This window comes from Paraburkholderia sp. 35.1, assembly GCF_050436525.1.
Lineage (GTDB): Bacteria > Pseudomonadota > Gammaproteobacteria > Burkholderiales > Burkholderiaceae > Paraburkholderia > Paraburkholderia tuberum.
The window spans coordinates 3,511,675-3,537,137 of the sequence record NZ_JBNDMJ010000003.1; the positions used below are offsets into that span (position 1 = coordinate 3,511,675).

Consider the following 25,463-nt stretch of genomic DNA (forward strand, 5'->3'; position numbering starts at 1 on the left):
AGATCGAACGCTTTGCTACCGAGCGCCAGGCGCTTGCTCCCTTGCAAGACGTAGGACCTGGGTTCGAAAATCGCTGGCGCGCGTTTATTTGAGAGTTCCATAATTCATGACGTCACCACAGCGTAGCCTGCATCCAGCAAGCGGCAATGATCGAAGGCCGAGGAATTGGACGATCTCTTCCTTCTTGATGCTCCCCTCGTGCAGCCGGAACAAACAGTTGGTGCGCGTGAGCCCGGCGATGACAGAGACGTGATTCCAGTTGAAGTGAAACTGGATGATGGACGTCTGTCCCTTGGGCGCCCAGGTGCGGACTCTGGTCGGGCGCTCGCTGATGCCGGACTCGTGCACGAAGACAATCAGCCGCCCTTCTCGTCGGGCTTTTTTTTAAGGGCCGGCCAGGTGCGGCGCTTCCAGTTGCGCACGGCATCCTCGTTGCGCTCGATGGCCCGCTTCTCGGGTTTTTGCGGGCTAAAGCCCAGTGAGCCCAGGATGCGCCAAACCTGCGTCTGGCCAAAGCGAACGCCGTGCATGCGTTCGATGACCGCGCCCACACGCTTGAGAGTCCACAGTTCAGTGCCAAATCCATGCTCGACGGGGCTTTGCAGCAGGGCGGCGCGAACAGCCGCCAACTGTTGCTCATCGAGTTGGGCCGGGCGCCCTCGCTCGCGCACCTCTCGCAGCGCATCGATGCCGCCTTCATCGAGCAGCCGCTTCCATGTGTACACCGTCTGCCGAGCGACACCCACCGCCAACGCCACCTCGGCGCAGCCCTTGCCCGCCAGCAGCAGCCGACCCGCCTTCAATCGCTTCTTTGCTGCTTCGCTCATTCGCCGTTGCGCCATGCCAACTTGTCTCCAGGACCGTCCTGAAAATATAACGCTTGAGACGCTCAACGGTTGTCATGATTTACGGAAAAATCAATAGTCGATCAATGTAGTCGGCCCAATCCTGCATGACCCTGCGACGATCGTCGTCAGACGTTGTTCTGTCGTAGGCCTTTACTCCGGCTTACGCCGGAAGAACTTGTGGTGCCCAGGAGAGGACTCGCATTTGTCTTGTAGTGCATTGATTTTTAACGATTATTTTTAAAAGTCGCCCTTAAAGCGTACTTCTTTACGTACTCATTTTGCGGCTCGCTTGAAATTGTGACGCTTTTTGCGCAAACGCAATGCTGGGTCGACGATACAGTGATGGATGTTTCAGGTTACGGTTCCCCTGCGCCCACACGTGCCGCAGGGAAGTCAGGGGATGTTCAGATTTTTTATGCGTTCATAAAGTGTGAACCAGCTTATCAGCGACGCAACCCGGCGCAGCCGCGTTCCATTGAGTGTTATCGGCTTTCGTCCGGCTGGGCGAAGTGATGGTTTGACCAAGGAGGGGAAGCTGACGCTCGATGTGAGCGGCGCGGTCCAGCAATACACGCTCGCGGCCCGAGGCCGGATAAGATCGCGGGCGCAAGTGAGCGTCCTTGTGGCGAAGAACCGCACCGCGGCTTTTCCAGTCCTGCTGGCCACTGCCTATTTGACGCTTGCGTTGGCGGAGGAATGCGTCGAGCATGACCTGCAGCTCATCGATCTGGCCGGTAATCTGTACGTGCACGCGCCTGGCCAGTACAGACTTGTAACAGGCAGGCCCGCGAACTCCGAGATCAGGCGTTTGACATCGAAATCGGGGAAGCCCGCCATCTCCGCGAGCGCCTCTGCGCTCAGAATGATTTTTGTGCTGTTATCTGCTCCAGAGTTGCTTAACCGTCCATACCGGGAAATTGCGGCAGCGGCTGGTGTGGCGCTTGGCACAGTTGGCAGTGTGCTGGACGACCTGCGTGAGGGCGGCTTGCTGGCGGGCACGGACGACCGGCGATTGCTCGATCCTGCGGCGCTCAGGGAAGAGTGGGCGATCAACCATCTGCTTCGCCTGCTGCCGAAGCTCAACGTGCAACGGTTCGCAGTAGGCGATCCATCGTGGTGGCAGCATACCGAGCTTCCTGCAGGGCAGGCGTGGTGGGGCGGGGAGGTTGCTGCCGCAAAACTGACAGGGCAGCTTCGGCCGGCCGCGCAAACGCTTTATGTCGAACCGTCGGCAAGACCGGATGTGACGATGGCACTCGCGAAGCGTTACCGCTTGCGTGCGGATCCCGCCCTACCAGCGCACCACGCAACTGATAACCGTTACCGGAAAGCGGTGACCACCATAAAGCGCCTCTTCGTTCTTTATCACGCGTTCTTACTCGGCCATCTCGCCAACGTGACACGCCTCGACCTGCGGCCTGCGCGTTGTGAGGAAAAGCTGCTGCGCCCGTCCAAGGGGCAGCCGGATGGGCTTGTTGGCCAGGCCGTCGCACCGGCAGCCCTGCATCGGACGCCGGCCGGTCAGACGAACGTCTGACATGCCGCCGGATAGCTCGATGCGAAGTTACTGAACGATGCTGACCGGTCCGTGATCGTCGCAGTGGTTGCCGTGCGGGTGGTGCAGATGTCCGTTGACGAGATAGTCGACATGATCGCCGTGCGGCACGGCCGGGTGGCCGCAGCCTGGGCCATGCACGTGGCCCGGCTCATGTCCGCCGCACTGATGATCGGGCGTGCAACTATCAGGGTTGGTGGTGTTCACCTCGAGGCGGTGTTCGTCAACGTGGTCGCCATGCGGGTGATGCAGATGACCGTCGTGCAGATAGTCGACGTGATCGCCATGCCGGATCGCCGTATGTCCGCAGTGCGGACCGTGCTGGTGGTCGTGGTGAGCGTGGTGCGGTTCGTTGCAGGTGGCCATGGTGTTTGCTCCGTCAGGATGATGCAGCTTCGGGGTGCTCGGCGGCGTGGGTCAGAACGCTCTGAAGAAGCGTCAGGACGTGCTCGTCCGCGAGGGCGTAGAAAACATGCTTAGCCTCCCGGCGGCGCTTCACCAGCCGGGCGGCATGCAGCACTTTCAGTCGGGCTGAAATGCTGCCCAGCTTGGCCTGCTCAAACCCTACAAGTTCGGTGACGCAACGCTCGCCCTGCGACAGCAGGACAAGCAGCCGCAAGCGTGCGGGATCGCGCAGCGCGTGAAACATCGCACCGGCCGCTTCGAGCTGGGCGGGCGAAGCGGCAACGGGTGGCCGGTCCGAACAGTTGTGAGTACAGGCAGGCGTCATATTTATCAATCTATAGTTCGTTAGAATGATAAAGGCTTCTGCGGGACTGTCAAGTGCTTTCGCCGGAAGTAGGGGCGCAACAGGTCCCGTTGCCAATGCGGGCTGGATGGCATGGCCGCAGTGGATCTGCGGGATTTGGCGGTTATGCACCAGTTCAAGGCAGTACGCCGGGCGCCACCATTGTGGCGGCAGCTGGCGTCTTGCCCCCAGATTTTCGCGAGCGCCCGAACTGTGTCGAATCAGCGGGCTTCCGGATGAACAGTCCTGTGGATCCCATGGTTGGCGTACCGATATCGACCTGAATATGTCCCTCGCGTGCATGTAGCACGCAGCCGGTCGCGCGGGCGCATGCCGGGCCCCAGTAGTCAGGCGGACGCCTGGGTGGCTTTGCCAACGCGACGGCTGCGTTGACAGTTCTAGCCTGGCCGCCGGACATGCATCGGCAGTAGGGGGCGGCGCATGTCACCCCCGTTTCAGGGCAACGTCGCCGCGGCCCCGGTCGGCACGGGATGTGCCACATGCCGTCATCCAGCCGGTGGCCATTCTGTTACGCGACGCGACGGATCGGTTCCTGCTGTCACCTCTCAATACGTGCGCATACGCGCAATCCGCACGATCCCGTCAACCTTCGCAAATGCAACATAGTTGCGTTTGTGTATAATTCGGGCGATGTGCCGGAGCGCATCGCAAGCCCGCTCCCTATGCAGTACCCGATTAAGGAAGCTGTGATGCATGCGCAAGAAGCCGACGTCTGCGATCAGGCGTACGAAAACCTGGCGGGCGAACTGTCGGCGATCCACGATCCGCTGCGTGAGATCGCGTGGGCAGCGCGTTTACGCGACGCGCGCGTGAGCGGCTATCTGGATGCCGTCGTTCGTTCAGGTATTGATTCCGCACGCTGGATGGCGCAGTGGAAGAAGGGTGAGCCGGTGGTCGATGGCCCGTGGCCACGGCTGCAGGGGTGCGCGGCGTTCGGGCGCGAGCTGTCAACGCTTGCGGCGACGCTCTGCATACTGCTCGACAGTCGCAGTGCAAGGCTACGCATTGAGGTAACAAGGCAGACGACGTGCCCGCGCTTTCACGTGGACAACGTGCCGGCGCGGTTGCTATGCACGTGGCGGGGCCCCGGCACCGAATATCTTGAGCGCCGGTGCGCCGATCGCAGCCGGCTCGGGCCGGACAGCGGCGGCCTGCCGGACGGACGCTCGGGCCTGATTCCCGACAGTGCGTGCGTTCACGAGATTCCCACCTTCACCGTTGCCGTCCTCAAGGGCGAGCGGTGGCCCGATGCGCGCTCGCACGGGGCGATTCACCGTTCGCCGGCAATGCCGCCCGACGCCAGCCCCCGCGTCATGGTTGCGATCGATATCCCCGGATACAGAAATACAAGGAGTCATTTCATGGATGCACGACTGCCGGTTACGGTCCTTTCAGGCTTTCTCGGCGCGGGCAAGACGACGCTGCTCAATCACATTCTGAACAACCGGGAAGGGCGGCGCGTCGCCGTCATTGTCAACGACATGAGCGAGGTGAACATCGATGCCGCGCTCGTACGTGACGGTGACGCGCAGCTCTCGCGCACCGACGAGAAGCTGATCGAGATGAGCAATGGCTGCATCTGCTGCACGCTGCGCGAGGACCTGCTGCTCGAAGTCAACCGCCTGGCGAAAGAGGGACGATTTGACCAGCTCGTGATCGAATCGACCGGGATCTCCGAGCCGCTGCCTGTGGCCGAGACCTTCACGTTTGCCGACGAGAGCGGTCAGAGCCTGTCCGATGTCGCACGCCTCGATACGATGGTCACCGTAGTCGACGCGTTCAACTTCCTGCGCGACTACAGCTCACAGGACAGTTTGCAGTCGCGCGGAGAATCGCTCGGCGATGAAGACGAGCGTACGGTCGTTGACCTGCTGATCGAGCAGATCGAGTTCTGTGATGTCATCGTGCTGAACAAGGCCGACCTGATCGGCGATGCTGACCGTGAGCGACTGATGGCGATCCTGCACAGTCTGAATCCCCGGGCCCGCATCGAGATCTCGGAATTCGGTCGCGTGCCGCTCGCCCGCGTACTGGATACGAAGCTGTTCGACTTCGAGGAAGCGTCGAAGGCGCCGGGGTGGCTCAAGGAACTGCGCGGGGAGCACACGCCCGAGACGGAAGAATATGGCATCCGCAGCTTCGTGTGGCGCGCACGGCGTCCGCTGCATCCTGAGCGCTTCGGGGCGCTGGTCAACAGCGAATGGCCGGGCGTCGTGCGCTCAAAGGGGTTCTTCTGGCTCGCGAGCCGTCCCACGCACGCGGGCTCGTGGTCGCAGGCGGGCGCGGTGTGCCGCCACGGCATGGCGGGCCTCTGGTGGGCGGCAGTGCCGAAATCGCACTGGCCGACCGATCCCGAATCCCTCGAATTCATCAACCGCAACTGGGAGCCGGACGTCGGCGATGCGCGCCAGGAACTGGTACTGATCGGTGTCGACATGAACGAGCCGGCACTGCGCCAACGCCTGGATGCGTGCCTGCTGACCGACGCTGAAATGGCTGAAGGCCCGCAGGCATGGACGCAGTATGACGACCCGTTCCCTGCGTGGGGCGGCCGCGTGCCCGAGGAAGAAGGCGCGGTATGACCCCGCGAGCCGGCGCGACGACACGTCGTTCGCAGCGTGGTGGGCAACGCCCGACGCGGCGGGGGCGCGGGTCCCGTACGGGCACCCAGGCACAACCGCTAGATCTTGGAAAGCTGGACATACCACACGGGGAGTGCGCGATGGACCTTATTCCGGTAACGCTGCTGACGGGTTTTCTTGGCAGTGGCAAGACGACGGTACTGAACCGGCTGGTGCAGCAGCCGGAAATGGCCGATGCGCTGGTGCTCATCAACGAGTTTGGTGAGATCGGGCTCGATCACATGCTCATCGCCCACAGCCGTGAGGACATCGTGGTCGAGATGAGCAGCGGCTGCCTGTGCTGCACGATCCGGGGCGACCTGGTCCGCACGCTCAAGGATATCCACTGGCGGTTCTCGCGCGACGGTCGGCGGCAGTTCAGCCGGGTAGTGATCGAGACGACCGGGCTCGCGGACCCGGCGCCGATTGTGCATACACTGGCCACGCATCGCGACCTGCGCGAGCGCTACCGGCTCGATGGGCTGGTGACGACGATCGATGCGCGAAACGCGGAGGCGACGCTCGACGCGCACGCCGAGGCGGTCAAACAGGCCGCGATGGCAGACAGGCTGCTGCTGACCAAGACGGATCTCGTGGACGTGGAGACGCTGGAACGGCTCACCGATCGGCTGCATGCGATCAATCCGGCCGCGGGCATTATCCGCGTCAGTCACGGTGAGCTGGCGGCAAGCCGGATACTGGACCTGGGTCTTTTCACGGCAGACGGCAAGATTGCGGACGTCGAACGGTGGCTCGCCGAAGAGCAGTATGGTTCAGGTGACGATGGACATCACCACGGCCGGGCCCATCACGACCACCATCATGTGGATCACCTTGCGCATGCGCAAGGTGACGGGCCCGGACACGGCGATCACGAAGCGCAGGAAGCTCATGCCGATGAGCCGCACGAGCATGGTGAACACCCGCATCATGACCATGCACATGACGTCAACCGGCACGACGACCAGATCCGCGCGTTCTGCTTCACGGTCGAGGAGCCCATTCCCGAGCAGGTACTGACCGACTGGCTCGACGTGCTGCTGTCGCTGATGGGGCCGTCGATGCTGCGGATCAAGGGCATTCTGAACGTCGAAGGCGAGGACAGGCCGATCGTCATCCATGGCGTACAGCACGTCTTTCACCCGCCGGTGCCGCTCGACGCCTGGCCGGGTGAGGACCGGCGTTCGCGGATCGTGTTCATTACCCGCGCGGTCGAACGTGAAACGGTCGAATCGACTTTCCGGCTGTTCAGCGAGGTGGGCGCCATCCGCGCGCAGGAGACGCATTCCGGATGACGAGGCTCCCCATTGCGCTCTACAACACGCTGACCCGCCGTAGGGAACCGCTGCAGACCGGCATGCCCGATGCGGTCACGTTGTACGTGTGCGGTCCCACCGTGTACAACTACGCGCACATCGGCAACGCACGGCCGGCAGTCGTGTTCGACGTGCTCGTGCGGCTGCTGCGCAGGCGCTACCGCTCCGTGCTCTATGCGCGCAACCTCACGGACGTCGATGACCGGATCAATGAGACGGCGCGCCGCGACGGCGTGCCGATCGGCAACATCACGTCGCGGTATATCGACGCGTACCACGAGGACATGCAGGCGCTCGGCGTCCTTCCACCGGATATCGAGCCGCGCGTGACAGAGCATATCCCCGACATCGTCGGGCTCATTGAAACCCTGATCGAACGGAAACACGCCTATGTGGCGGAAGGGCACGTACTGTTCCATGTCCCGTCCTTTACGGAGTACGGCCGGCTGTCGGGGCGCCGCACCCGGGACATGATTGCCGGGGCGCGGGTGGAAGTGGCGCCATACAAGCGCGATCCGCTCGACTTCGTGCTCTGGAAACCTTCGAGCGACGACATCTCGGGCTGGGACAGTCCATGGGGGCGCGGCCGCCCGGGATGGCACATCGAATGTTCAGCGATGATCGGGCGACATCTGGGACGTACCATCGACATCCACGGTGGCGGCCAGGACCTGATCTTTCCGCATCACGAGAACGAGATCGCGCAGGGCGTCTGCGCGCACGATGGTGAGCCGTACTGCCGGATGTGGGTACATAACAGCTTCGTCACCGTGGACGGCCAGAAGATGTCGAAGTCGCTCGGCAACGTGCTGCTGGTGCGCGATCTGCTCGCGCACGCGCCCGGCGAGGCGCTCAGGCTGGCGCTGCTTTCGACCCACTACCGTCATCCGCTCGACTGGAGCGTGCAGCGGCTACAGGCGGCATGCCGGACGCTGCAGCGGGCCTATATGGCGCTCGATGCCGTCTCGGGACTTCCGCATCTTGGGACCGGACCCGACAGCGAGGTGGAGGCGGCCCTCTCGAATGACCTGAACGTACCGCGCGCGCTCGCCCGTCTGTATCGGCTGCTGGAGGATCTTGAGCAGGCTTCCCAGGGATCGGCGCAGCAATGGGCGAAGGCGCGCCTGCTGGCGTCCGCACAACTGCTCGGCCTGTTGCAGCACGAACCGGCTCAGGCACTGGTGGCACTGCGCGGCCGTATCGACGCGACATCCGTCACGGAAGACGCGTGGGTGGAATCAATCGTGGCCCGCCGCGCCGAGGCACGCCGGCAGTACGCGTTTGGGGAGGCCGATGCGCTGCGCGACGAGCTGCTGCGCGCCGGTATCCAGATCGAGGACACGCTGGAAGGGACAGTCTGGCACCGAAGTCACGGAGTCCTGGCATGATCCGCAAAAATCCACGTGGGGACCTGCCTGTGGTCCACGAAAGCGCGTTTGTTGATCCGACCGCCATCCTGTGCGGACGGGTCATCGTCGGCGCGAATGTATTCATCGGCCCGTACGCGGTGATCCGTGCCGACGAGACGGATGCGCAGGGCGGCATTGAACCGATCCATATCGGCGCGCACTCGAACATCCAGGATGGCGTTGTGATCCACTCGAAGTCGGGCGCTGCGGTAACGGTCGGCAGCCATACATCGATCGCTCACCGCGCGATTGTGCATGGTCCCTGCGAAGTCGGCGACCGTGTGTTTATCGGCTTTAACAGCGTGCTGTTCAACTGCACCGTCGGTGAAGGCTGTGTGGTCCGCCACAATGCCGTAGTTGACGGCTGCAACCTTCCCGCAGGCTTTTACGTGCCGTCGACCCAGCGCATCGGGCCGGGCACCGACCTGTCGACGATTCCGAAGGTGACTGCCAGTGCGTCGGAGTTCTCCGAGGACGTCGCCCAGACCAATGTGAGGCTCGTTCAGGGATACCGCCGCATCGCGAACGAATTGTGACCGTAGGGGATGACTGATGTTGATCCGCAAGCTGTTTTCGTTTGAAGGTGCGCATGTCGTGCGGCATGCGTCATCGCATCGTTGTGCATGGTCGATCCACGGCCATTCCTATCGCGTGGAGATCATTCTCGAGGCCGATGCGCTCGATCACGGCCAGATGGTCTATGACTTCGGCCTCCTCAAGGGGGAGGTCCGGGAGATCGTGGACGCGTTCGACCATACGCTCGTGTTCTGGAACTGCGACGACCCGGCGTACATGGAGATGTGCCGTAGCCATTCGCAGCGCTGGATTGCCCTGCCGGTGTCGCCCAGCGCGGAGCAGCTCTCGCGCGTGTTCTTCGTGCTGGTCGATGTGGTGATGCGTGCGATGCCGATGCGTAACGGCGAGGCGGATGTCACCGTCCAGTCGGTGATCGTGCATGAGACGGCGACCGGCTACGCACAGTGCTTCCGGCGCGATGCCTACAATCCGCGCATGGGGCTGGTCAGTCCCGCCCTGATCGGATTCTCGGATGCCGTGCGCCGGGAGGCGACGACCGGTATCCTGGATGAACTGACCAGCGCTATTGCGTGCGCACCGGCATGCTGACGTCGATGGGCGCAGCGAGCCGTCATGCCGACCTGCTCGTGCGCGGCGGTACCGTGGTCAGATTGGAAGGAAGTGGGCAGGCGGACATTGCCTGCGTTGACGGCCGGATCGTTTCGATCGAGGCGCGCGGCTGGAGCGCTGACCAGGTCGTGGATGCACACGGCCTGCACGTGCTGCCTGGCGTGATCGACTCACAGGTCCATTTCCGCGAACCGGGCCTCGAGCACAAGGAGAATCTCGAAGCGGGCACGCGAGGCGCGGTGCTCGGTGGCGTGACGGCCGTTTTCGAAATGCCCAACACCAGTCCGTTGACGCTGCGCCGCGACGACCTCGAACGGAAGATCGCGGCAGCGTCAGGACGCGCGTGGTGTGATATCGCGTTCTACATCGGTGGCTCGTCCGTCAACGCTGGTGAGCTGGGCCACCTGGAAGCGTTGCCGGGCTGCGCCGGCATCAAGGTTTTTATGGGCAGCTCGTTCGGCGATCTGCTCGCGGATGACGACGTTGTACTACGGCGCATCCTCGAGCACGGCCGGCGGCGGGTGGCCGTGCATGCGGAGGACGAGGCGAGACTGCGCGCGCGCCGGTCAATCGCAGAAGCATCGGGCGACGTGCGCGACCATCCGCGCTGGCGTGACGTGGATAGCGCGCTCGATGCGACGCGCAGGATCGTCGGCATGGCGCGCGAAACAGGACGGCCGCTGCATATCCTGCACGTTTCGACGGCGGAAGAAATCGCGCTGCTGGCGTCGCACCGGAGCCGGGTGACAGTCGAGGTATTGCCGCACCACCTGACCCTGTGTGCGCCCGAATGTTATGAGCGGTTGCGCACGCTTGCGCAGATGAACCCGCCGGTCCGCGAGGCCCGGCACCGGGAGGCGCTATGGCGCGCGCTTCGGGAGGGACGAGTGGACACGCTGGGCAGTGATCACGCTCCGCATACGCTGGAAGAGAAGGGCCGCCCGTACCCGCAGTCGCCCAGCGGCATGCCGGGCGTGCAGACGTTATTGCCGGTCATGCTCGATCACGTCAGCGAGGGACGGCTGTCGCTGCAGCGTCTGGTGGAACTGACGAGCGCGGGTCCGGCGCGGGTGTTCGGGATAGCGGAAAAGGGACGCATCAACGTGGGCTACGACGCCGACCTGACGCTCGTCGATCTCAAGGCAAAGCGCGAAATCACGAACCGCTGGATCGCAAGCGTCTGTGGCTGGACGCCCTACGATGGCATGCGGGTGACGGGGTGGCCGGTCGCCACCATCATTCGTGGCCGTGTGGTGATGCGCGATGACGCCGTGCAGGGATACCCAGTGGGACAGCCGGTCCGCTTCGACAGGGCGATGGCGATCACGCCGGCATGACGCCCGGAAGCTGTCAGAGCTGCGTGGGATTGGGCGCGTCGCCGTACACGGCGACGGGGTCAAACGTCTTCGCACCTTCCGTGAACCGCAAGGTTGCTTCGGGCAGGTCAACCGCGCGGTAAAAACAGCTGCGATAACCGACGTGGCAACTCGCGCCCCTGCCCGCCACCTCGACGCGAATCCACAGCGCGTCCTGGTCGTCGTCGATGCGCATCTCGACTACGCGCTGGGTCAGTCCGCTCGTCGCACCCTTGGACCAGAGCGTCTGGCGGCTGCGGCTCCAGTAGTGGGCGATACCGGTCTCGATCGTCCGCGCAAGGGCTTCCCGGTTCATATAGCCGACCATCAGGACGTCGTCCCGGCCCGCATCACTGACGACGCAGGGAATCAGTCCATCAGGGCCAAATCTGGGCGAGAGCGAGCGACCTTCCTCGACTTCGGTGACGGATGTTTATGTCACACCCGATGCATCATGCCCGAAGTGACGTGTTTTCCAGCGCGGCAGCAAACCAGCCCAGCACCCTTTGCAGGTGCACTTCGCCGTAGAGCCGCGCAAACCGCTGTGTCTCGGCATTGTCGGGGTCGCCGAGTACGGCCAGCCGTGCCTGGATGAACGCCGGCGTCAGCGTGATGCCGCACTCGTGCTCAATGCAGTGCTGCCAGTCATCGAAGCTCTGGGGAATCGGCGAGGTCATGGGTACGGCGGGCGCCAGCGGAAAATCCCATGGTAGCAGGGTTGGTTATTAATGCAACAAAGTGGCGTTAATAACCTGATTTCGGACCCGCCGAATCAGGTGCAATGATCTTGCGTGCTCACACGCCGTGGGTCGAGCAGTCGCGGCAGGTACCGTGAATCGTGACGGCAGAGTTCGTGCTATGAACGCCGCGGCGGCTAAGCTTGCGCTCTATCCGGGCGAGCACACCGGCCAGTTCCGGATCTTCCGGAAGCGCAGAAATGTTGTGGCAATGATCGCACTCGAAATAACCAGTGGAGGTCTCGTGCTCTGCGATTGCATGGCGCCAGGCCCGGTCAGATCCCTGGATTCGGGTGAGCAGGCCAACGGCAGTTAGCCGGTCGAGGATCCGGTAGAGGGTCACGCGATCCACTTTTCCCGCGCCTGTAGCGGCGCCCAGATCGCGGGCGAGTTCTTCGTGCGAACGGGGCTGTTCGGCGCCCTCCAGGCGCTCGAGCACGGCAACGGTAAGCGCGGTGGAGCGCAGCCCCGCCTCGCGCAGGCGCGATGGCCAGTCGGTAGGAGCGTGTGGTGGATGTTTGCGCGGAGAGTGGCGGGTAGGCATGGATGACCGTGGATGCAACTGTCCAATGATGGAATGATACATCGTCCCGCGCGGGCAAGGCCACGCGTGTCGTATGGTCGTCGTCATGGACCTGGCGGCATGCCCTGGTCGAACAGCGGTTGCAGGCCATCCTCCGCAGCGATGGCCATCGGACGCCCGACTGCCGTCTGCCGGCCGCCTGCCGAGCGCTCGAGCCGGTACAACGCGCCGAAGGCGAAGGACGGCGGTTGCATTCCGGCACCGAACACAGCCTCGCCACCGCGTCGCACGCTGTCCGCGAGCCATGACATCAGGCGCAGGTGATAGGGGTTGCGGGCAATTTCACCATGGTGACAGGTCAACGCCTCGATCATGGTCGCGACGATCGAGCTGTCGAGTTCGACGAGCGTGTTGGGCTGCTCAAGCGTGCCCCAGAATTCTGTCTGCGCAAGCCAGACGGCGTGGGTATGGTGCTGCAGGGCGTCACATACGAGCCAGTGGACACCGATGTGCGTCGCAGAGCCATCACGCTCGTGCGGGCAGAAGACGATGCGCGGCCGATAGTCGTCGAACAGCGCGGCGAGGCGGTCGACGTCACGGGCCCAGCCTGCCGGGTCGGCGCGGCGACGCGCTGGCGTGACCGGCTGGCGACCATCGAAGGCTGGATCGAGCAGCGCAAAATCAAGCCGGGTACAGCCATGACACAGCTCGTTCCATCGTTCACTGCGGCGGCATGGAGGTACACGCGCAGGATCCCCTGGCGGTCGTAGTCTTCAACCGCCTCGCAGTTCGGTGCGCAACGATGATTGATCCAGCGGGCGGCGTTCCCGCCGGTGCCCGCATCAATGCAGTAGCGGCCGTCACCCAGCGCAAACAGAAAGGTGTGGAACGGGTCTTCGGCGTTGACGGGATGCTGGCGTCGTGCTGCGGGGTGGGTAATGCGCGCCCCCCTGTATTCGATGATGCGCATGCCGCGCGGCATGTCGGCAACGGCAAAGACACCCTTGCCATGGATGGGACTGCGTCGGATCTGGATCAGGCGGGGCATGAATGCAGGAATGTATGCGGTGAAGCAGACTCAAGTATAGCGTTCCCTTTTCTAATTATCGCAACTGTGTTGCGTTTACGATGCGGGTTAGATATCGTTCTGCCGAAATCGCGGGCGATCCGACCGCTGGCGCGATGACCCGGACGTGAAGCGGGCAGCCTGCACGGGCAGGCATGCGCTAGCCAGGCCGCGGCGCGGGGGAATTGAGTGTGCGATCGATTAGAATTGCGCACGCAAAGCCCGGAAGCTGGTGCAAATCCAGCGCGGTCGCGCCACTGTGACCGGTTTCCTGAAACCGGGAGTCAGACCTGGGCCTTGTCTTCCTTCACCTGTCATGGGGCGCGAAACCCCAGGAGAACCGCCATGACCTGCATCGTCAGTGTCCACCGGGCATCGGCTGCCCGTTGCTTCCTCTTTTTCTCCCGTCGTTTGTGTTGACCCGGTAAGTGTCGCCGGTCAGCACGGCATGCCTGGTTCGTGTTTCCGGCAATCGTGCGGTGTTTCACTGCGTCGATGACATGGTGGATAGGCACGTGTGTCGAGCGCATAAAAAACAGGCGCACCGCATACGGTAGCGCCAGAGAAAAAAGAAAAGAGAGCAGGACAATGAAGAAAATCTCGATCCTTTCGCCGTCGCGAACGCAGCGACGCCGCAGCCGTCAGCTCACAGCAGGGATGCTCGGCTGCGCGTGGCTGATCGGCTCGTCGTCCGCGTTTGCTGATGACGGCAGCGGCCCGGCGGCAGACAGCACGCAATCTGCGCAGGAGCCGGCACAGACGCTGCCGGCTGTTAAGGTCCAGGCATCGGGCCATACGGATACACCGGACCTGAGCACGCCGATCCGTACCGGCAGCCGGCTTGGACTGTCGAGCCTCGATACGCCGGCGAGCGTCGAGACGCTCACCGGTGAGCAGATTCAGGTGCGCGGCGACACCACGGTCAACGAGGCCATTACGCGTGCGGCCGGATTTGCCACCGACGCGGCACCCGGCAATGGCGGCACGTCGGTCTCGGTGCGCGGCTTCAGCGGGCCGGAGTCGATCACGACGCTCTATGACGGCACGCGCATGTATCCTGGCGCAGGCACGGTGACCTTTCCGTTCGATACGTGGTCGGTCGACCGGATCGAGGTGCTGCGCGGTCCGGCGTCGGTGCTCTACGGTGAGGGTGGCATCGGCGGCGTGATCAACGTCGTGCCGAAGGCGCCGCAGCGCGACTACGCGACCACGGTCCAGATCGGCGCGGGCGCCTATGGCGAGAAGCGCGTGGCGCTCGATACGACGGGCGCGCTCGGGCCCATGCTGTCATACCGCTTTTACGTGAGCGATGACCGCTCGAACGGCTGGGTACCGCGCGGCGATTCGCATACCACGGCGCTCGGCGGCGCATTGCGGCTCGACGTCGATCCGACCTTGTCATTCACACTCGACTACGACTACGGCCGCCAGAAGCCGGCGCGCTATTTCGGGATTCCGGTGCTCGACGGTGCGCTCAATCCGGCGTTCCGCTACCAGAACTACAACGTCGCCGATTCCGCGATCTCCTATTACGACCAGTGGACGCGGCTGAACGCGAAGTGGCACGCCATGCCTGGCATCACGGTGCGCAACCAGCTCTATTATTTGCTGACCAACCGCCACTGGCACGATAGCGAGAGCTACGCCCTGCAGCCGGATGGCGATGTGTTGCGCAGCGATTACATCGAGATCCTCCATCATCAGCGGCAGATCGGCGACCAGCTCGACACGACGATCGACGGGCGTGCATGGGGCCATCAGAACCGGCTGGTCGTCGGCGCGGACTTCAATGTGATCTCGTTTGTCGATACAAGCAATTCACCATACGGCGGCTCGTCGATCGTGCCGGCATTCGGTTTCGATCCGGGCGTGTTCGACAGTCCCGATTCGACCGTGCCCGCGTTTCGCACCGTCACGCATCAGGCGTCCCTTTTTGCAGAGGACCGGTTCGAGCTGACCGAGCGGCTCGCGTGGGTGAGTGGCCTGCGTTACGACCATATCGACTTGCATCGCGACACGTTCGCGACTGCCACGACTGCGGCGTCGTCGTTCGACAGGACGTTCGCCCATACAGGATGGCGCACGGGCCTTGTGTTCTCGCTCACGCCGACACTGTCCGTGTACGGTCAGTACACGACCGGCACCGACGGCGTCAGTTCGCTGATTACGCTGTCGCAATCGAACAGTCAGTTCACGCTGTCGACCGGTCAGCAGTGGGAGGCGGGTGTCAAGCAGGAAGTGCTCGGCGGCCGCGGATCGTGGACCTTCGCGGTGTACCAGATCGTGAAGCGTAACCTCGTGAGCACCGATCCGCTGAACCCGGACCTGAGCGAGCAGGTCGGCCGGCAGTCGTCGCGCGGCGTCGAATGGTCGGGCGCGCTGCGGCTGGGCGGCGGCTGGTCGGTCGAGGCGAACGCGGCGCTGCTGCGCGCGCGGTACGACGATTTCGACGAGGCGGTCGATGGCCAGAGCGTGTCGCGCGCGGGCAACGTGCCCTACAACATCCCCGAGCAGACCGCGAACGTGTGGCTCGACTGGGCGTTCGCGCCTGGCTGGCGCGCGGGAGCCGGGGTGCAGTATGTCGGACGGCGCTTCGGCGACAACGCGAACAGCGTGTCGATTCCGTCGTACACACTGGTCGATGCGTCCGCGTCGTGGCGCGCAACGCGCAACCTGACGCTCGCGCTCTATCTGCGCAACCTGACCAACCGGACCTATGCGGTCTCCACGCAGAACGACGGCACCGAATGGCTGCTCGGCGCGCCGCGCTCGGGGTGGGTCACCGCGACGATGACTTTCTAGCCTCATTGATCGGCAAAGCCATGACCTCACTGCATATCGAAGAGCTAGGCTGGTCGCCGCCGTCGCGGGACGCGAGACGCCCGGACGACGGCGAGAGCCTGTTGCGGCGGATCGTGCTCGAAGTGCAGCCGGGCGAATTCGTCGGCCTGATCGGACCCAACGGCAGCGGCAAGACGAGCCTGCTGCGGTGTGCGTTCCGTTACGCAAGGCCGCACAGCGGCGCCGTCAGGCTGGACGGCGACGACGTCTGGGTCAAGTCCGGGCGCTGGGCGGCGCAACGCATCGCGGTGGTACAGCAGGACCCGCCCGACGACTTCGGCCTGACGGTGGAAGAGGTCGTCGCGATGGGCCGTACGCCGCACAAGGGGCTGCTCGACGGCGACACCGCCGTGGACACCGCGCTCGTCGACGCCGCGCTGCACGATGTCGAACTCGATGCGCACCGGCAGCGGCCGTTCGCTTCGCTGTCGGGCGGCGAACGGCAACGCGCGCTGCTGGCCCGTGCACTGGTGCAGCAGCCGCGTGTGCTGATGCTCGACGAGCCGACCAATCATCTCGATCCGCGGCATCAGATCGAGCTGCTCGGCCTCGTGCGGCGGCAGCGGATCACCACGTTGGCCACGATTCATGACCTGAATCTCGCCGCTGCGTTCTGCGACCGGCTGTACGTGATTGCCTCGGGTGAGATCGTCGCGTGCGGCGCGCCGCAGGCGGTACTAACCGAGCCCTTGCTGAAGACGGTGTATGGCGTCGATGCGCTTGTCGACCGGCACCCGGTGACGGGACGTCCGCGCATCACGCTGATTACAGGACCGGAGTCCGGGACATGACGAAAAGGAAGACTTCCCTCTGGCGCGCGACGGCGGCCACCATTTTTTGCGTAGCCGCATCGTACGCACAGGCTGACCGTTATCCGGTTACCGTGCGCAGCTGCAACCGCGATGTGACGTTCGCGCGTGCGCCGGCCAGGGCGGTCAGCAACGATTCGAATCTGACGGAGATGATGCTTGCACTGGGGCTCAGGACACGGATGGCGGGGTTCACGGGAATCGGCGGCTGGATCGAGAAGGTGAAGGACGCAATTGAGAAGTTCGTCGCTGGATCCGAAACCTGAAAAACTCTATATCCTGATGCTCCGCGGGCGGCAAAACAGTAACAGCAGCGCAAGCCGAGTCTTTCTCTATTAAAGGCCGTTGAAGCGGAAAGCCGTCGGCGAAACCTTCTCTCATGTGCGTAACGGACGCCCAGGTCTCGCGCTGCTAAACAGGTGTGAGGCAGCCTGACGAAGTTCAGCGTTGAATGCGGGCGGTGTGGGTCGTGAGCGGCCCATTCGACCTCGCGATGCACGTCGTGCCCAAAGCCGGCGCGAGCCTCTAACAAGGCGTTTCTGTAGGCCAACGCACGCGCCTGGAACCGCGATCCATCTGAAGGCTGAGGGGCCGTCACTGTTGCGTTCCAGCAGGCCGATGCCGGCGCTGCCCGCCTCGCACAGATCGAGCGCCATGTCTGGAGAGCGTCTGCAGCATGGCGCCGTCCGAGGCGGGCAGCGCCCGTGCCAGACGACGCATCGATTCGTTTTCAGCGGCGAAATCGTGTGGTCGATGCGCTCGCGTGCCAAGGGCCGGTGTGACCAGGCTGCCCGCGGGCCGTGCGCGGTCCGCTGCGGATTCGAACATGGTCGGCCTGGTGTGCCTCGCAACCGAGAACCTGCCAGGCAGCCACAACCCTCAGGTTCCCTACGCTCGCTTGCTGCCAAAGGAGCCCTGTCGGTGAACGGGGGCGACCACGCAGAAGAATTTGTGCTGAACTCAAATTTACGATCGCGACGAGATTAAGGCGCATATTGTCGGGATCGCCAGGCCGGCGCAGTAACTCGTCAGCGATCTTTTGTGACGCACGGTGTGGGCCATGCGGCATAGAGCGGCAAAGTGGTGAAGGACAAACTTTGCCTCATGTGTGGTGCCCGGTTATCGGGGAGGGAAAGATGCCAGGCGTGCGGTGAGTACGTTTTCCGGAGCTCGAACTTTCGTGTACTCGAAAACGTACTCATTCGACATTGCCTTCTAGTGGAACGCATATACCTTCCAGGCGCTTTCAAAAACAAAAAGCCCGCAAAGCGGGCTTTTTCACAAACGTCATCAACTAATTGATCTGGATCTATTTTTATGGTGCCCAGGAGAGGACTCGAACCTCCACGGTGTTGCCACCGCTAGGACCTGAACCTAGTGCGTCTACCAATTCCGCCACCTGGGCACGTCTTCAAGCTAGACGGCTATTTTAGCAAGATGATTAAGTTTGTCAATTCCTGCTTCAAACAAACTTGCTTTTCTCATCCGCTCGGTTGAACGCGCAGCGAAGTAATGCAATCGCTACTGAACCACCGTCCTGCTGATCCGGCAATCGAAACACAAACAACGATTTCGACTACCAGGCCTTACAAAAAAAGAGAGCCGCCAAAAGGCGGCTCTACTTTTGAATCTGGTGCCCAAGAGAGGACTCGAACCTCCACAGTGTTGCCACCGCTAGGACCTGAACCTAGTGCGTCTACCAATTTCGCCACCTGGGCAGGTGATGAACAGCAAAGACCGCAATTATAGCGACAGATTCCGACCTGTCAAGCGATTTGCCGAACGCGATTCAACCTCGCGGCGAGCCCGGCGCACTATGCGTCCCAACCACCGCCGCAGGCCCGCGTGGCGCCCGACACGGGTGTTAGAATGCCTCGCAGTAGTTCGTTGGCACGATGCACATCCGGCGTCCCGACGCGAGTGTCACTTGCGATCAGGCAGACGCGCGTCGGCTGGCGTCGAACGAGCCGGACCCAGGCAGTTTCCGGTGCAAATCGCAGTGGAGCAGAAGAGCAGAAAGCAGCAGGTGCAATGACCGAGCCAGCGCAGCCGCCGTGCAGATGCAGCCGAGCGCGACTGCGCGCATTACGCAAACGCCTTGCAGGCCGGATCACATCGCCGACCGACGTCCATGCAACGAGAAAAAATCATCGACAAGCCCTTGAGCAAATTTCCGTATCCGATTCCAAGCCGCGAAGAAATCCTCGGCGTGCTGCGCACGAGCGAAATGCCGCTTGCCGCGAACGACATCGCCGAAGCCCTGTCGATCAAGCGCCAGGAGCGCGAAGGATTTTTCAAGCGTCTCGGCGCAATGGAGCGCGACGGCCAGATCCGGCTCGATCAGCGCAATCTCTATCAACTGACCCATCCGTCGAACTTCGTCGCGGGCCGCGTCCAGGGCCATCGCGACGGCTACGGTTTCCTGATTCGCGACGACGGCCAGGACGACCTGTTCCTGCCCAACGGCGAGATGCAGAAGGTCATGCACAACGACCGCGTGCTCGCGCGCATCGTCGGCTATGACCGGCGTGGGCGGCCCGAAGGGCACATCGTCGAAGTCACTGACCGCGCGAACAAGCGCGTGATCGGCCGTCTGCTCAACGAGAACGGCGCGCTGATCGTCGCGCCCGAAGACAAGCGCATCGGCCACGACATCCTGATCACGCAGAACACCCGCAAGGCGAAAGTTGGCCAGGTCGTGGTGGTCGAGCTGACCGATTTTCCGAGCCGTCATTCGCAGCCGCTCGGCCGTGTGGTCGAAGTGCTGGGCGATATCGACGACCCCGGCATGGAAATCGAAATCGCGGTGCGCAAGTACGGCGTGCCGCACGAGTTCGGCGAGGCCGCGCTGGCCGAAGCGGCGAAGCTGCCCGACGAAGTGCGCCCGGCCGACATTCGCCATCGCGTCGATCTGCGCGACGTGCCGCTCGTCACGATCGACGGCGAGGACGCGCGCGACTTCGACGACGCCGTCTATTGCGAGCCGGTGCAAGTGGGCCGCGGCGACGGCTTCCGCCTGATCGTCGCGATCGCGGACGTGTCGCATTACGTGCTTGCGCAAAGCGGGCTCGATACCGACGCGATCGAGCGCAGCACGTCGGTGTATTTCCCGCGCCGCGTGATCCCGATGCTGCCGGAGAAGCTGTCGAACGGACTGTGCTCGCTGAATCCGCAAGTCGACCGCTGCGTGCTCGTGTGCGACATGATCGTCACCGCGCGTGGCGACGTGAAGGCGTATCAGTTCTATCCGGGCGTCATGCATTCGGCCGCGCGGCTCACCTACACCGAAGTCGCCGCGGTGCTGAAAAACACCAAAGGCCCGGAAGCGACCCGCCGCGCCGCGTTGCTGCCGCAACTGCAGAATCTGTATGGCGTCTACAAGGCGCTGTTCGCGGCGCGTCAGAAGCGCGGCGCGATCGACTTCGATACGACGGAGACGTACATCGTCTGCAACGCGCAGGGCAAGATCGAGCAGATCGTGCCGCGCACGCGCAACGATGCGCACAAGCTGATCGAGGAATGCATGCTGGCCGCGAACGTGTGCGCGGCGGACTTCCTCAAGCGCAACAAGCATCCGGGCCTGTTCCGCGTGCATGCGGGCCCGAGCGCGGAAAAGCTCGAGAACCTGCGTACCTTCCTGCGCGGCATGGGCCTGACGCTCGGCGGCGGCGACACGCCGCACGCGAGCGACTACGCCGCACTGATGGCGCAGATCCGCGACCGGCCCGATGCCTCGATGCTGCAGACGATGCTGCTGCGCTCGATGCAGCAGGCGGTCTACAGCCCCGACAACATCGGCCACTTTGGCCTCGCCTACGAGGCCTACGCGCACTTCACGAGCCCGATCCGCCGTTACCCCGACCTGCTCACGCATCGCGCGATCTACGCGATCCTGCAGGGCCGCAAGTATCAGCCGCAGCCGCCGCACGGCGTCGAGCTCAATACCGCACTGTCGCCGCGCGCCCGCGCGATGCAACAGGCCGACGAGGAAAAGCGGGGCGCCCGCGGGCGCGCGAACAACGTGGCGATCTGGGAAGAACTTGGGCTGCACTGCTCGGCGAACGAGCGCCGCGCGGACGAAGCATCGCGCGATGTCGAAGCGTGGCTCAAGTGCTATTTCATGCGCGACAAGCTCGGCGAAGAGTATGGCGGCATGGTCAACGGCGTCACGTCGTTTGGTATTTTCGTGCAGCTCGATTCGCTGTTCATCGAAGGCCTCGTGCATGTGACCGAACTCGGCTCCGACTACTTCCAGTACGACGAGATCAAGAACGAACTGCGCGGCGAGCGCACCGGCATTCGCTACCGGCTGTCGGATCGCGTGCGCGTGCAGGTGAGCCGCGTCGATCTCGACGCGCGCAAGATCGACTTCCGCCTTGTGCGCGATACGCCGATCAAGCCGCCTTTGGCACGCGGTATCGCGGCGGACAAGGGAGAAGGCGCTGGCCCGCGCGTGCGCGTGATGCCGCCGGTGGAAAGTGGCGCGTCGGTGCCGGGTCCGCGGCGCAAGAGGGCCGCGCCCGCGCAGAGCGCGGCGGTCAAGGAAGCGCGCGTGGCGAGGAAGCACGGTGTCGCGACCAAGGCGGCGTCGAAGCAGGCACGCAAGAAGCGCTGAGGCTTTCACAGCGCCAGGACCGCGCGCAGCGGGCACGTGAGTACGTGCCGGTTGCGCGCGGTCTGCCTTTTGGTTTCATATTCATCACAGTGGCGCGCGTTGAATGCGCGCCCCATCAAAGGTTGTTCAGTCATGGCACGTCATAAGGTCTTATACGGTTTCCACGCAGTGACCGCGCGTATCCGGCACGATGCGTCGACGGTCGAGGATGTCTATTACGACGCGACGCGCAAGGACCGTCGTATGACCGAATTCCTGCAGGCCGCGAAGGACGCGGGCGTGCGTCTGATCGCCGCCGACGAAACGCGTCTGTGGGGCCTCGCGCGCACGGAACGTCATCAGGGCGTGGTCGCGCGCGCGGGCGATCTGCCGCTTGCGCAGAATCTCGCCGAACTGCTCGACGGCATCAGCGGCTCGCCGCTGATCCTCGTGCTCGACGGCGTGACCGATCCGCACAATCTCGGCGCCTGCCTGCGCGTCGCCGACGCGGCCGGCGCCCACGCGGTGATCGCGCCGCGCGATCGCGCGGTGGGACTGAACGCGACCGCCGCGAAAGTCGCGAGCGGCGCGGCCGACACGGTCCCGTACATCACGGTCACGAATCTGGCGCGCGCGCTGCGCGAACTGAAGGACGCGGGTGTCTGGGTGGTCGGCACGGCCGACGACGCCCAGAAGAGCGTTTACGAAACGGAACTCGACGGGCCGGTGGCGCTCGTGATGGGGGCCGAAGGCGAGGGCATGCGACGCCTGACGCGTGAAACCTGCGATGTCGTCATGAACATTCCGATGGCGGGGACGGTGGAGAGTTTGAATGTATCCGTGGCTAGCGGAGTGTGTCTGTTCGAGGCTGTGCGGCAGCGGGCGGTGAAGAAGTAGTTTTTCTGTCGTCGTTCTTGTTGTTGGCCGATTGTGGGCGCCCGGAACGCGGTGATGGTTCCGGGCGTTTTGCTTTGAGTGCGGAAAATACAGCTATTTGCGCAGGAGGCGCTTTAGTGTAGCCCCACAATTTGGCGCAAAAGCCAGTGTCGTATTCCCTTTCGAAAGCGGGATCAAGGTCCATCGGGTGCGCATTCATGAATAGATCAATTTCGCCGATCAATTCGTGATGGCGATGGATGATTCCTGTGTCTCAATGTGTCCAATCGTGTCCGGCAAACAAGCGTGGTCCGCGGCACAAAGCCACCCAAACCGGGCCTTCTCCGCGCCACTCCGGTAAACTACGGGTTTTTCACGCTTTCCCCGCCTCTCCCATGACTCAAGACGAACTCAAGCAACTGGTCGGCCAGGCCGCCGCCGATTACGTGAATGCCAACGTGCCGCAAGGCTCGGTGATCGGCGTCGGCACGGGCTCCACCGCGAACTGCTTCATCGACGCGCTGGCCGCCACCAAATCCCGCTATCGCGGCGCGGTGTCGAGTTCGCTCGCCACCACCGCGCGTCTGCAATCGCACGGCTTCAAGGTGCTCGACCTGAATGAGATCGACTCGCTGCCGGTGTACGTCGACGGCGCCGACGAAATCGATCACAGCGGCGCGATGATCAAGGGCGGCGGCGGCGCGCTCACGCGCGAGAAGATCGTCGCGTCGGTGTCGGAAGTATTCGTCTGCATCGCGGATGCGAGCAAGATCGTCGAGACGCTGGGCCATTTCCCGCTGCCAATCGAAGTCGTGCCGATGGCGCGCACCGCGATCGGCCGGCGCGTGACGGCGCTCGGCGGCGTGCCCGTCGTGCGTGTGACGAAAGAGGGTGTGCCGTTCATCACCGACAACGGCAACGAGATCATCGACGTGAAGGGCTTGAGCATCAGCGACCCGCGCACGCTCGAGGCGCATATCAACGCATGGCCCGGCGTCGTCACGGTCGGCCTGTTCGCGGGCCGCGGCGCGAACCTGTGCCTGCTCGGCACGGACACCGGCGTGCAAACGATCACGTACGGCCAGAATTAAGCGAATGCATTTCTGTTCGCTCTGACGCGTGTGAGCCGCTCCAACGGTTCACACGCGTTTTTTGTTGCGGTCGTGCCGCACGATCCCGCTTATACCGCCCGCCGCGGCGGCAATCGCGCGCACCTGGCGGAAAACGCACGGCACCGTGCGCAGACAATTAGCCGCCGATGCCCGCCGCGCGATGCCCGACACGCGCGCGTCGCCGATCATCCGCGCGCCAGGCGCTTTGAAGCGCACGCGCAACGAACCGTCCGACAGCAGCACCACTGCGTCGCGCGCCGTGCAGCGCACGGCGAATTCCCCCAGGGCCGAACCCGGCCCTCCCAACTGACTGCTCCGATCGCCAAACGGCACGCGAGGCACTGCGGCCGTCGAGGTCGCTCGCCCGTCGCTCGCGCAGCGCTCCGATCGTAAAGGTGTGGGCTGGACTGGCGAGCAGGCGTGGGGCGATATGTCAGGCGTAGTGCACATACGAAAGCGCGGGAATGAAGCCGTGTTTTTGCAGACGCGAACGGACTCTCCGAATTACCCGCGTACTGTCGCATGTCGAATGTGGGCACGCGCACGCACAGTCAGGAACGTGGCACATACACTCTTCTCTGAGGCCAGGTGGCGATTCGTGACAGACAGGACGGAATATGAAAGTGGCGATCGTGCACGATTGGCTGGTCGCTCCCGGCGGCGCCGAGAAAGTGCTCGGGCAGATCATCGAGTGCTTTCCCGACGCCGACGTTTTCAGCGTCGTCGATTTTCTCGAGGATCGCACGCCGCTTGCCGGTAAGCCGGTCACCACGTCGTTCATTCAAGGCCTGCCGTTTGCGCGCAGCCGTTATCGCGCCTATTTGCCCTTGATGCCGCTCGCCGTCGAACGGTTCGATCTGTCGAGCTATGACCTGATCATCACCAGTTCTTGCGCAGTCGCGAAGGGCGTATTGGTCGGCCCTCATCAGACGCACATCAGTTACGTGCACTCGCTGATGCGATATGCGTGGGATCTGCAGCATCAGTATCTGCGCGAAGCGAATCTGCTGCGCGGGCCGAAGTCGTGGGCCGCGCGGGTATTGCTGCATTACCTGCGCGGCTGGGACGCGCAGTCGACGAATGGTGTCGATCGTCTGATCGCGAATTCGCAATCGGTCGCGCGGCGCATGATGAAAACCTATCGGCGCGATGCCGCGGTGATTCCGCCGCCCGTCGACGTGAACGAATTCGAACTGCGCTCCGAAAAAGACGATTTCTATCTGACTGTGTCGCGGATGGTGCCGCACCAACGCATCGATCTGATCGTCGAGACGTTCAACGCCACGCCGCAGCGCAAGCTGATCGCGATCGGCGACGGGCCGCAGATGGCGTCGATCCGCGCGAAGGCAGGACCGAACGTGACGGTCCTCGGCTATCAGCCATTCGGCGTACTGAAGGAGTATCTGGCGCGTGCGCGAGCCTTCGTGTGCGCCGCCGAGGAAGATTTCGGCATCGTGCCGCTCGAAGCGCAGGCCTGCGGCACGCCGGTCATTGCGTTCGCCAGGGGCGGGGCGCTCGAAACGGTAGTGCCGGTCGGCGACCCGCACCCGACCGGCGTTTTCTTCGCGCGTCAGACGGCGGTGTCAATGCTCGACGCGATCGACCGCTTCGAGCGGCTGAGCGCGTACATCACGCCGGCGGCCTGTCGCGCGAATGCCGAGCGGTTTTCGGCTCAGGTGTTCCGGCGGGCGTTCATGGCCGAGGTCACGCGCACGATTGCGGCGGTCGCTCAGGGTCTGCCGGCGATGGAGCCGGGGGAGCAGGTGAGGTGGGCGCAGCCCGATCTCGCGACTAGGGAACTCGGCATCGCCAGAGACACGGCGCCGAAAAGCGGGTGGAGGCAATGAGGTGAGGGTCTTTCGCTGTTCTCGCCTCGTGGAGTTTTC

Annotated in this window: 20 protein-coding genes, 2 tRNA genes, 5 pseudogenes and 1 riboswitch; of the genes and pseudogenes, 16 read left to right on the plus strand and 11 right to left on the minus strand. The window is 63.5% G+C overall.

Translation table 11 applies throughout. From position 1 onward, the window contains the following. Window positions 1-159 precede the first annotated feature (159 nt). A pseudogene (locus tag OKW27_RS36400) lies at window positions 160-842 on the minus strand (IS630 family transposase); the annotation flags it as partial. Window positions 843-1,278: 436 nt separating this feature from the next. On the opposite strand from OKW27_RS36400, the gene OKW27_RS36405 reads away from it, so the two are divergent. Continuing rightward, a complete protein-coding gene (locus OKW27_RS36405; RefSeq protein ID WP_429336302.1) occupies window positions 1,279-2,385 on the plus strand; it encodes a type IV toxin-antitoxin system AbiEi family antitoxin in 1,107 nt (368 codons plus the stop codon). A 27-nt stretch (window positions 2,386-2,412) separates the two neighbouring features. On the opposite strand, the gene OKW27_RS36410 is transcribed toward OKW27_RS36405, so the two are convergent. Both OKW27_RS36410 and OKW27_RS36415 read right to left on the minus strand, forming a co-directional pair. Continuing rightward, complete coding sequence (locus OKW27_RS36410) at window positions 2,413-2,769, minus strand: hypothetical protein (protein WP_429336303.1); 357 nt, start codon at window positions 2,767-2,769, stop codon at window positions 2,413-2,415. A gap of 13 nt (window positions 2,770-2,782) precedes the next feature. Continuing rightward, window positions 2,783-3,052 (minus strand): ArsR/SmtB family transcription factor, encoded by a 270-nt coding sequence (locus OKW27_RS36415; RefSeq protein WP_176078880.1) that lies wholly within the window; start codon window positions 3,050-3,052, stop codon window positions 2,783-2,785. Between the two features lie 809 nt (window positions 3,053-3,861). On the opposite strand from OKW27_RS36415, the pseudogene OKW27_RS36420 reads away from it, so the two are divergent. The 7 genes and pseudogenes from OKW27_RS36420 to OKW27_RS36450 form a co-directional block, all read left to right on the plus strand. After that, a pseudogene (locus OKW27_RS36420) lies at window positions 3,862-4,488 on the plus strand (DUF1826 domain-containing protein); the annotation flags it as partial. 45 nt (window positions 4,489-4,533) lie between these two features. Further along, the gene (zigA, locus tag OKW27_RS36425) at window positions 4,534-5,754 is read left to right on the plus strand and encodes a zinc metallochaperone GTPase ZigA (RefSeq protein WP_429336636.1); all 1,221 of its coding nucleotides are present in this window, start codon (window positions 4,534-4,536) and stop codon (window positions 5,752-5,754) included. Window positions 5,755-5,894: 140 nt separating this feature from the next. Continuing rightward, window positions 5,895-7,088 (plus strand): CobW family GTP-binding protein, encoded by a 1,194-nt coding sequence (locus OKW27_RS36430; RefSeq protein WP_429336304.1) that lies wholly within the window; start codon window positions 5,895-5,897, stop codon window positions 7,086-7,088. Further along, window positions 7,085-8,497 carry a cysteine--tRNA ligase gene (gene cysS / locus OKW27_RS36435; RefSeq protein ID WP_429336305.1) on the plus strand — a complete coding sequence of 471 codons (1,413 nt, stop codon included), beginning with the start codon at window positions 7,085-7,087 and terminating at the stop codon, window positions 8,495-8,497. The genes OKW27_RS36430 and cysS overlap by 4 nt, the downstream gene beginning before the upstream one ends. Then, a complete protein-coding gene (locus OKW27_RS36440) occupies window positions 8,494-9,054 on the plus strand; it encodes a carbonate dehydratase (RefSeq protein WP_090804292.1) in 561 nt (186 codons plus the stop codon). The genes cysS and OKW27_RS36440 overlap by 4 nt, the downstream gene beginning before the upstream one ends. A 16-nt stretch (window positions 9,055-9,070) precedes the next feature. Beyond that, window positions 9,071-9,643, plus strand: coding sequence for a 6-pyruvoyl trahydropterin synthase family protein (locus OKW27_RS36445; RefSeq protein ID WP_429336306.1), 573 nt, complete (start codon window positions 9,071-9,073; stop codon window positions 9,641-9,643). Then, window positions 9,637-11,001, plus strand: a complete 1,365-nt coding sequence (locus tag OKW27_RS36450) for a dihydroorotase (RefSeq protein WP_429336637.1) — start codon at window positions 9,637-9,639, stop codon at window positions 10,999-11,001. The genes OKW27_RS36445 and OKW27_RS36450 overlap by 7 nt, the downstream gene beginning before the upstream one ends. A 13-nt stretch (window positions 11,002-11,014) precedes the next feature. Here OKW27_RS36450 and hisI read toward each other — a convergent pair. The 4 genes and pseudogenes from hisI to OKW27_RS36470 form a co-directional block, all read right to left on the minus strand. After that, a pseudogene (hisI, locus tag OKW27_RS36455) lies at window positions 11,015-11,425 on the minus strand (phosphoribosyl-AMP cyclohydrolase); the annotation flags it as partial. A 46-nt stretch (window positions 11,426-11,471) separates the two neighbouring features. After that, on the minus strand, window positions 11,472-11,696 hold the full coding sequence (locus tag OKW27_RS36460; RefSeq protein ID WP_090804297.1) for a hypothetical protein: 225 nt from the start codon (window positions 11,694-11,696) through the stop codon (window positions 11,472-11,474). A gap of 118 nt (window positions 11,697-11,814) precedes the next feature. Next, complete coding sequence (locus tag OKW27_RS36465) at window positions 11,815-12,342, minus strand: Fur family transcriptional regulator (protein WP_143037154.1); 528 nt, start codon at window positions 12,340-12,342, stop codon at window positions 11,815-11,817. Between the two features lie 41 nt (window positions 12,343-12,383). Further along, window positions 12,384-12,653 carry a hypothetical protein gene (locus OKW27_RS36470; RefSeq protein ID WP_429336307.1) on the minus strand — a complete coding sequence of 90 codons (270 nt, stop codon included), beginning with the start codon at window positions 12,651-12,653 and terminating at the stop codon, window positions 12,384-12,386. Here OKW27_RS36470 and OKW27_RS36475 point away from each other — a divergent pair. After that, on the plus strand, window positions 12,627-13,049 hold the full coding sequence (locus tag OKW27_RS36475) for a hypothetical protein (protein WP_429336652.1): 423 nt from the start codon (window positions 12,627-12,629) through the stop codon (window positions 13,047-13,049). The two genes, OKW27_RS36470 and OKW27_RS36475, sit on opposite strands and share 27 nt — an antisense overlap. A 47-nt stretch (window positions 13,050-13,096) precedes the next feature. Here OKW27_RS36475 and OKW27_RS36480 read toward each other — a convergent pair. Continuing rightward, window positions 13,097-13,327 (minus strand): annotated as a pseudogene (locus tag OKW27_RS36480) (SET domain-containing protein); the annotation flags it as partial. A gap of 188 nt (window positions 13,328-13,515) precedes the next feature. Further along, a riboswitch (cobalamin riboswitch) is annotated at window positions 13,516-13,659 on the plus strand. Window positions 13,660-13,933: 274 nt separating this feature from the next. Here OKW27_RS36480 and OKW27_RS36485 point away from each other — a divergent pair. The 3 genes and pseudogenes from OKW27_RS36485 to OKW27_RS36495 form a co-directional block, all read left to right on the plus strand. After that, window positions 13,934-16,147: a TonB-dependent receptor gene (locus OKW27_RS36485; protein WP_429336308.1), complete on the plus strand. Its 2,214-nt coding sequence runs from the start codon at window positions 13,934-13,936 to the stop codon at window positions 16,145-16,147. Between the two features lie 20 nt (window positions 16,148-16,167). Next, on the plus strand, window positions 16,168-16,977 hold the full coding sequence (locus OKW27_RS36490) for an ABC transporter ATP-binding protein (protein ID WP_429336309.1): 810 nt from the start codon (window positions 16,168-16,170) through the stop codon (window positions 16,975-16,977). Window positions 16,978-17,048: 71 nt separating this feature from the next. Then, window positions 17,049-17,207, plus strand: a pseudogene (locus OKW27_RS36495) (ABC transporter substrate-binding protein); the annotation flags it as partial. Between the two features lie 1,106 nt (window positions 17,208-18,313). On the opposite strand, the gene OKW27_RS36500 reads toward OKW27_RS36495, so the two are convergent. Both OKW27_RS36500 and OKW27_RS36505 read right to left on the minus strand, forming a co-directional pair. Further along, a tRNA-Leu gene (locus tag OKW27_RS36500) sits at window positions 18,314-18,400 on the minus strand. 226 nt (window positions 18,401-18,626) lie between these two features. After that, window positions 18,627-18,713 (minus strand) — tRNA-Leu (locus OKW27_RS36505). Window positions 18,714-19,126: 413 nt separating this feature from the next. On the opposite strand from OKW27_RS36505, the gene rnr reads away from it, so the two are divergent. The 3 genes from rnr (at window position 19,127) to rpiA (ending at window position 23,556) form a co-directional block, all read left to right on the plus strand. Further along, entirely contained in the window at window positions 19,127-21,610 is a 2,484-nt protein-coding gene (rnr, locus tag OKW27_RS36510; protein WP_167368643.1) for a ribonuclease R, read from the plus strand. A gap of 132 nt (window positions 21,611-21,742) precedes the next feature. Further along, a complete protein-coding gene (rlmB, locus tag OKW27_RS36515; protein WP_026225426.1) occupies window positions 21,743-22,486 on the plus strand; it encodes a 23S rRNA (guanosine(2251)-2'-O)-methyltransferase RlmB in 744 nt (247 codons plus the stop codon). Window positions 22,487-22,860: 374 nt separating this feature from the next. Beyond that, entirely contained in the window at window positions 22,861-23,556 is a 696-nt protein-coding gene (gene rpiA, locus OKW27_RS36520; RefSeq protein WP_429336310.1) for a ribose-5-phosphate isomerase RpiA, read from the plus strand. Window positions 23,557-23,604: 48 nt separating this feature from the next. On the opposite strand, the gene OKW27_RS36525 is transcribed toward rpiA, so the two are convergent. After that, window positions 23,605-23,910, minus strand: a complete 306-nt coding sequence (locus tag OKW27_RS36525; RefSeq protein ID WP_429336311.1) for a hypothetical protein — start codon at window positions 23,908-23,910, stop codon at window positions 23,605-23,607. Window positions 23,911-24,194: 284 nt separating this feature from the next. Between OKW27_RS36525 and OKW27_RS36530 the strand changes: the two genes are divergently transcribed. After that, a complete protein-coding gene (locus OKW27_RS36530; protein WP_429336312.1) occupies window positions 24,195-25,424 on the plus strand; it encodes a glycosyltransferase family 4 protein in 1,230 nt (409 codons plus the stop codon). The last annotated feature ends 39 nt before the right edge of the window (window positions 25,425-25,463 follow it).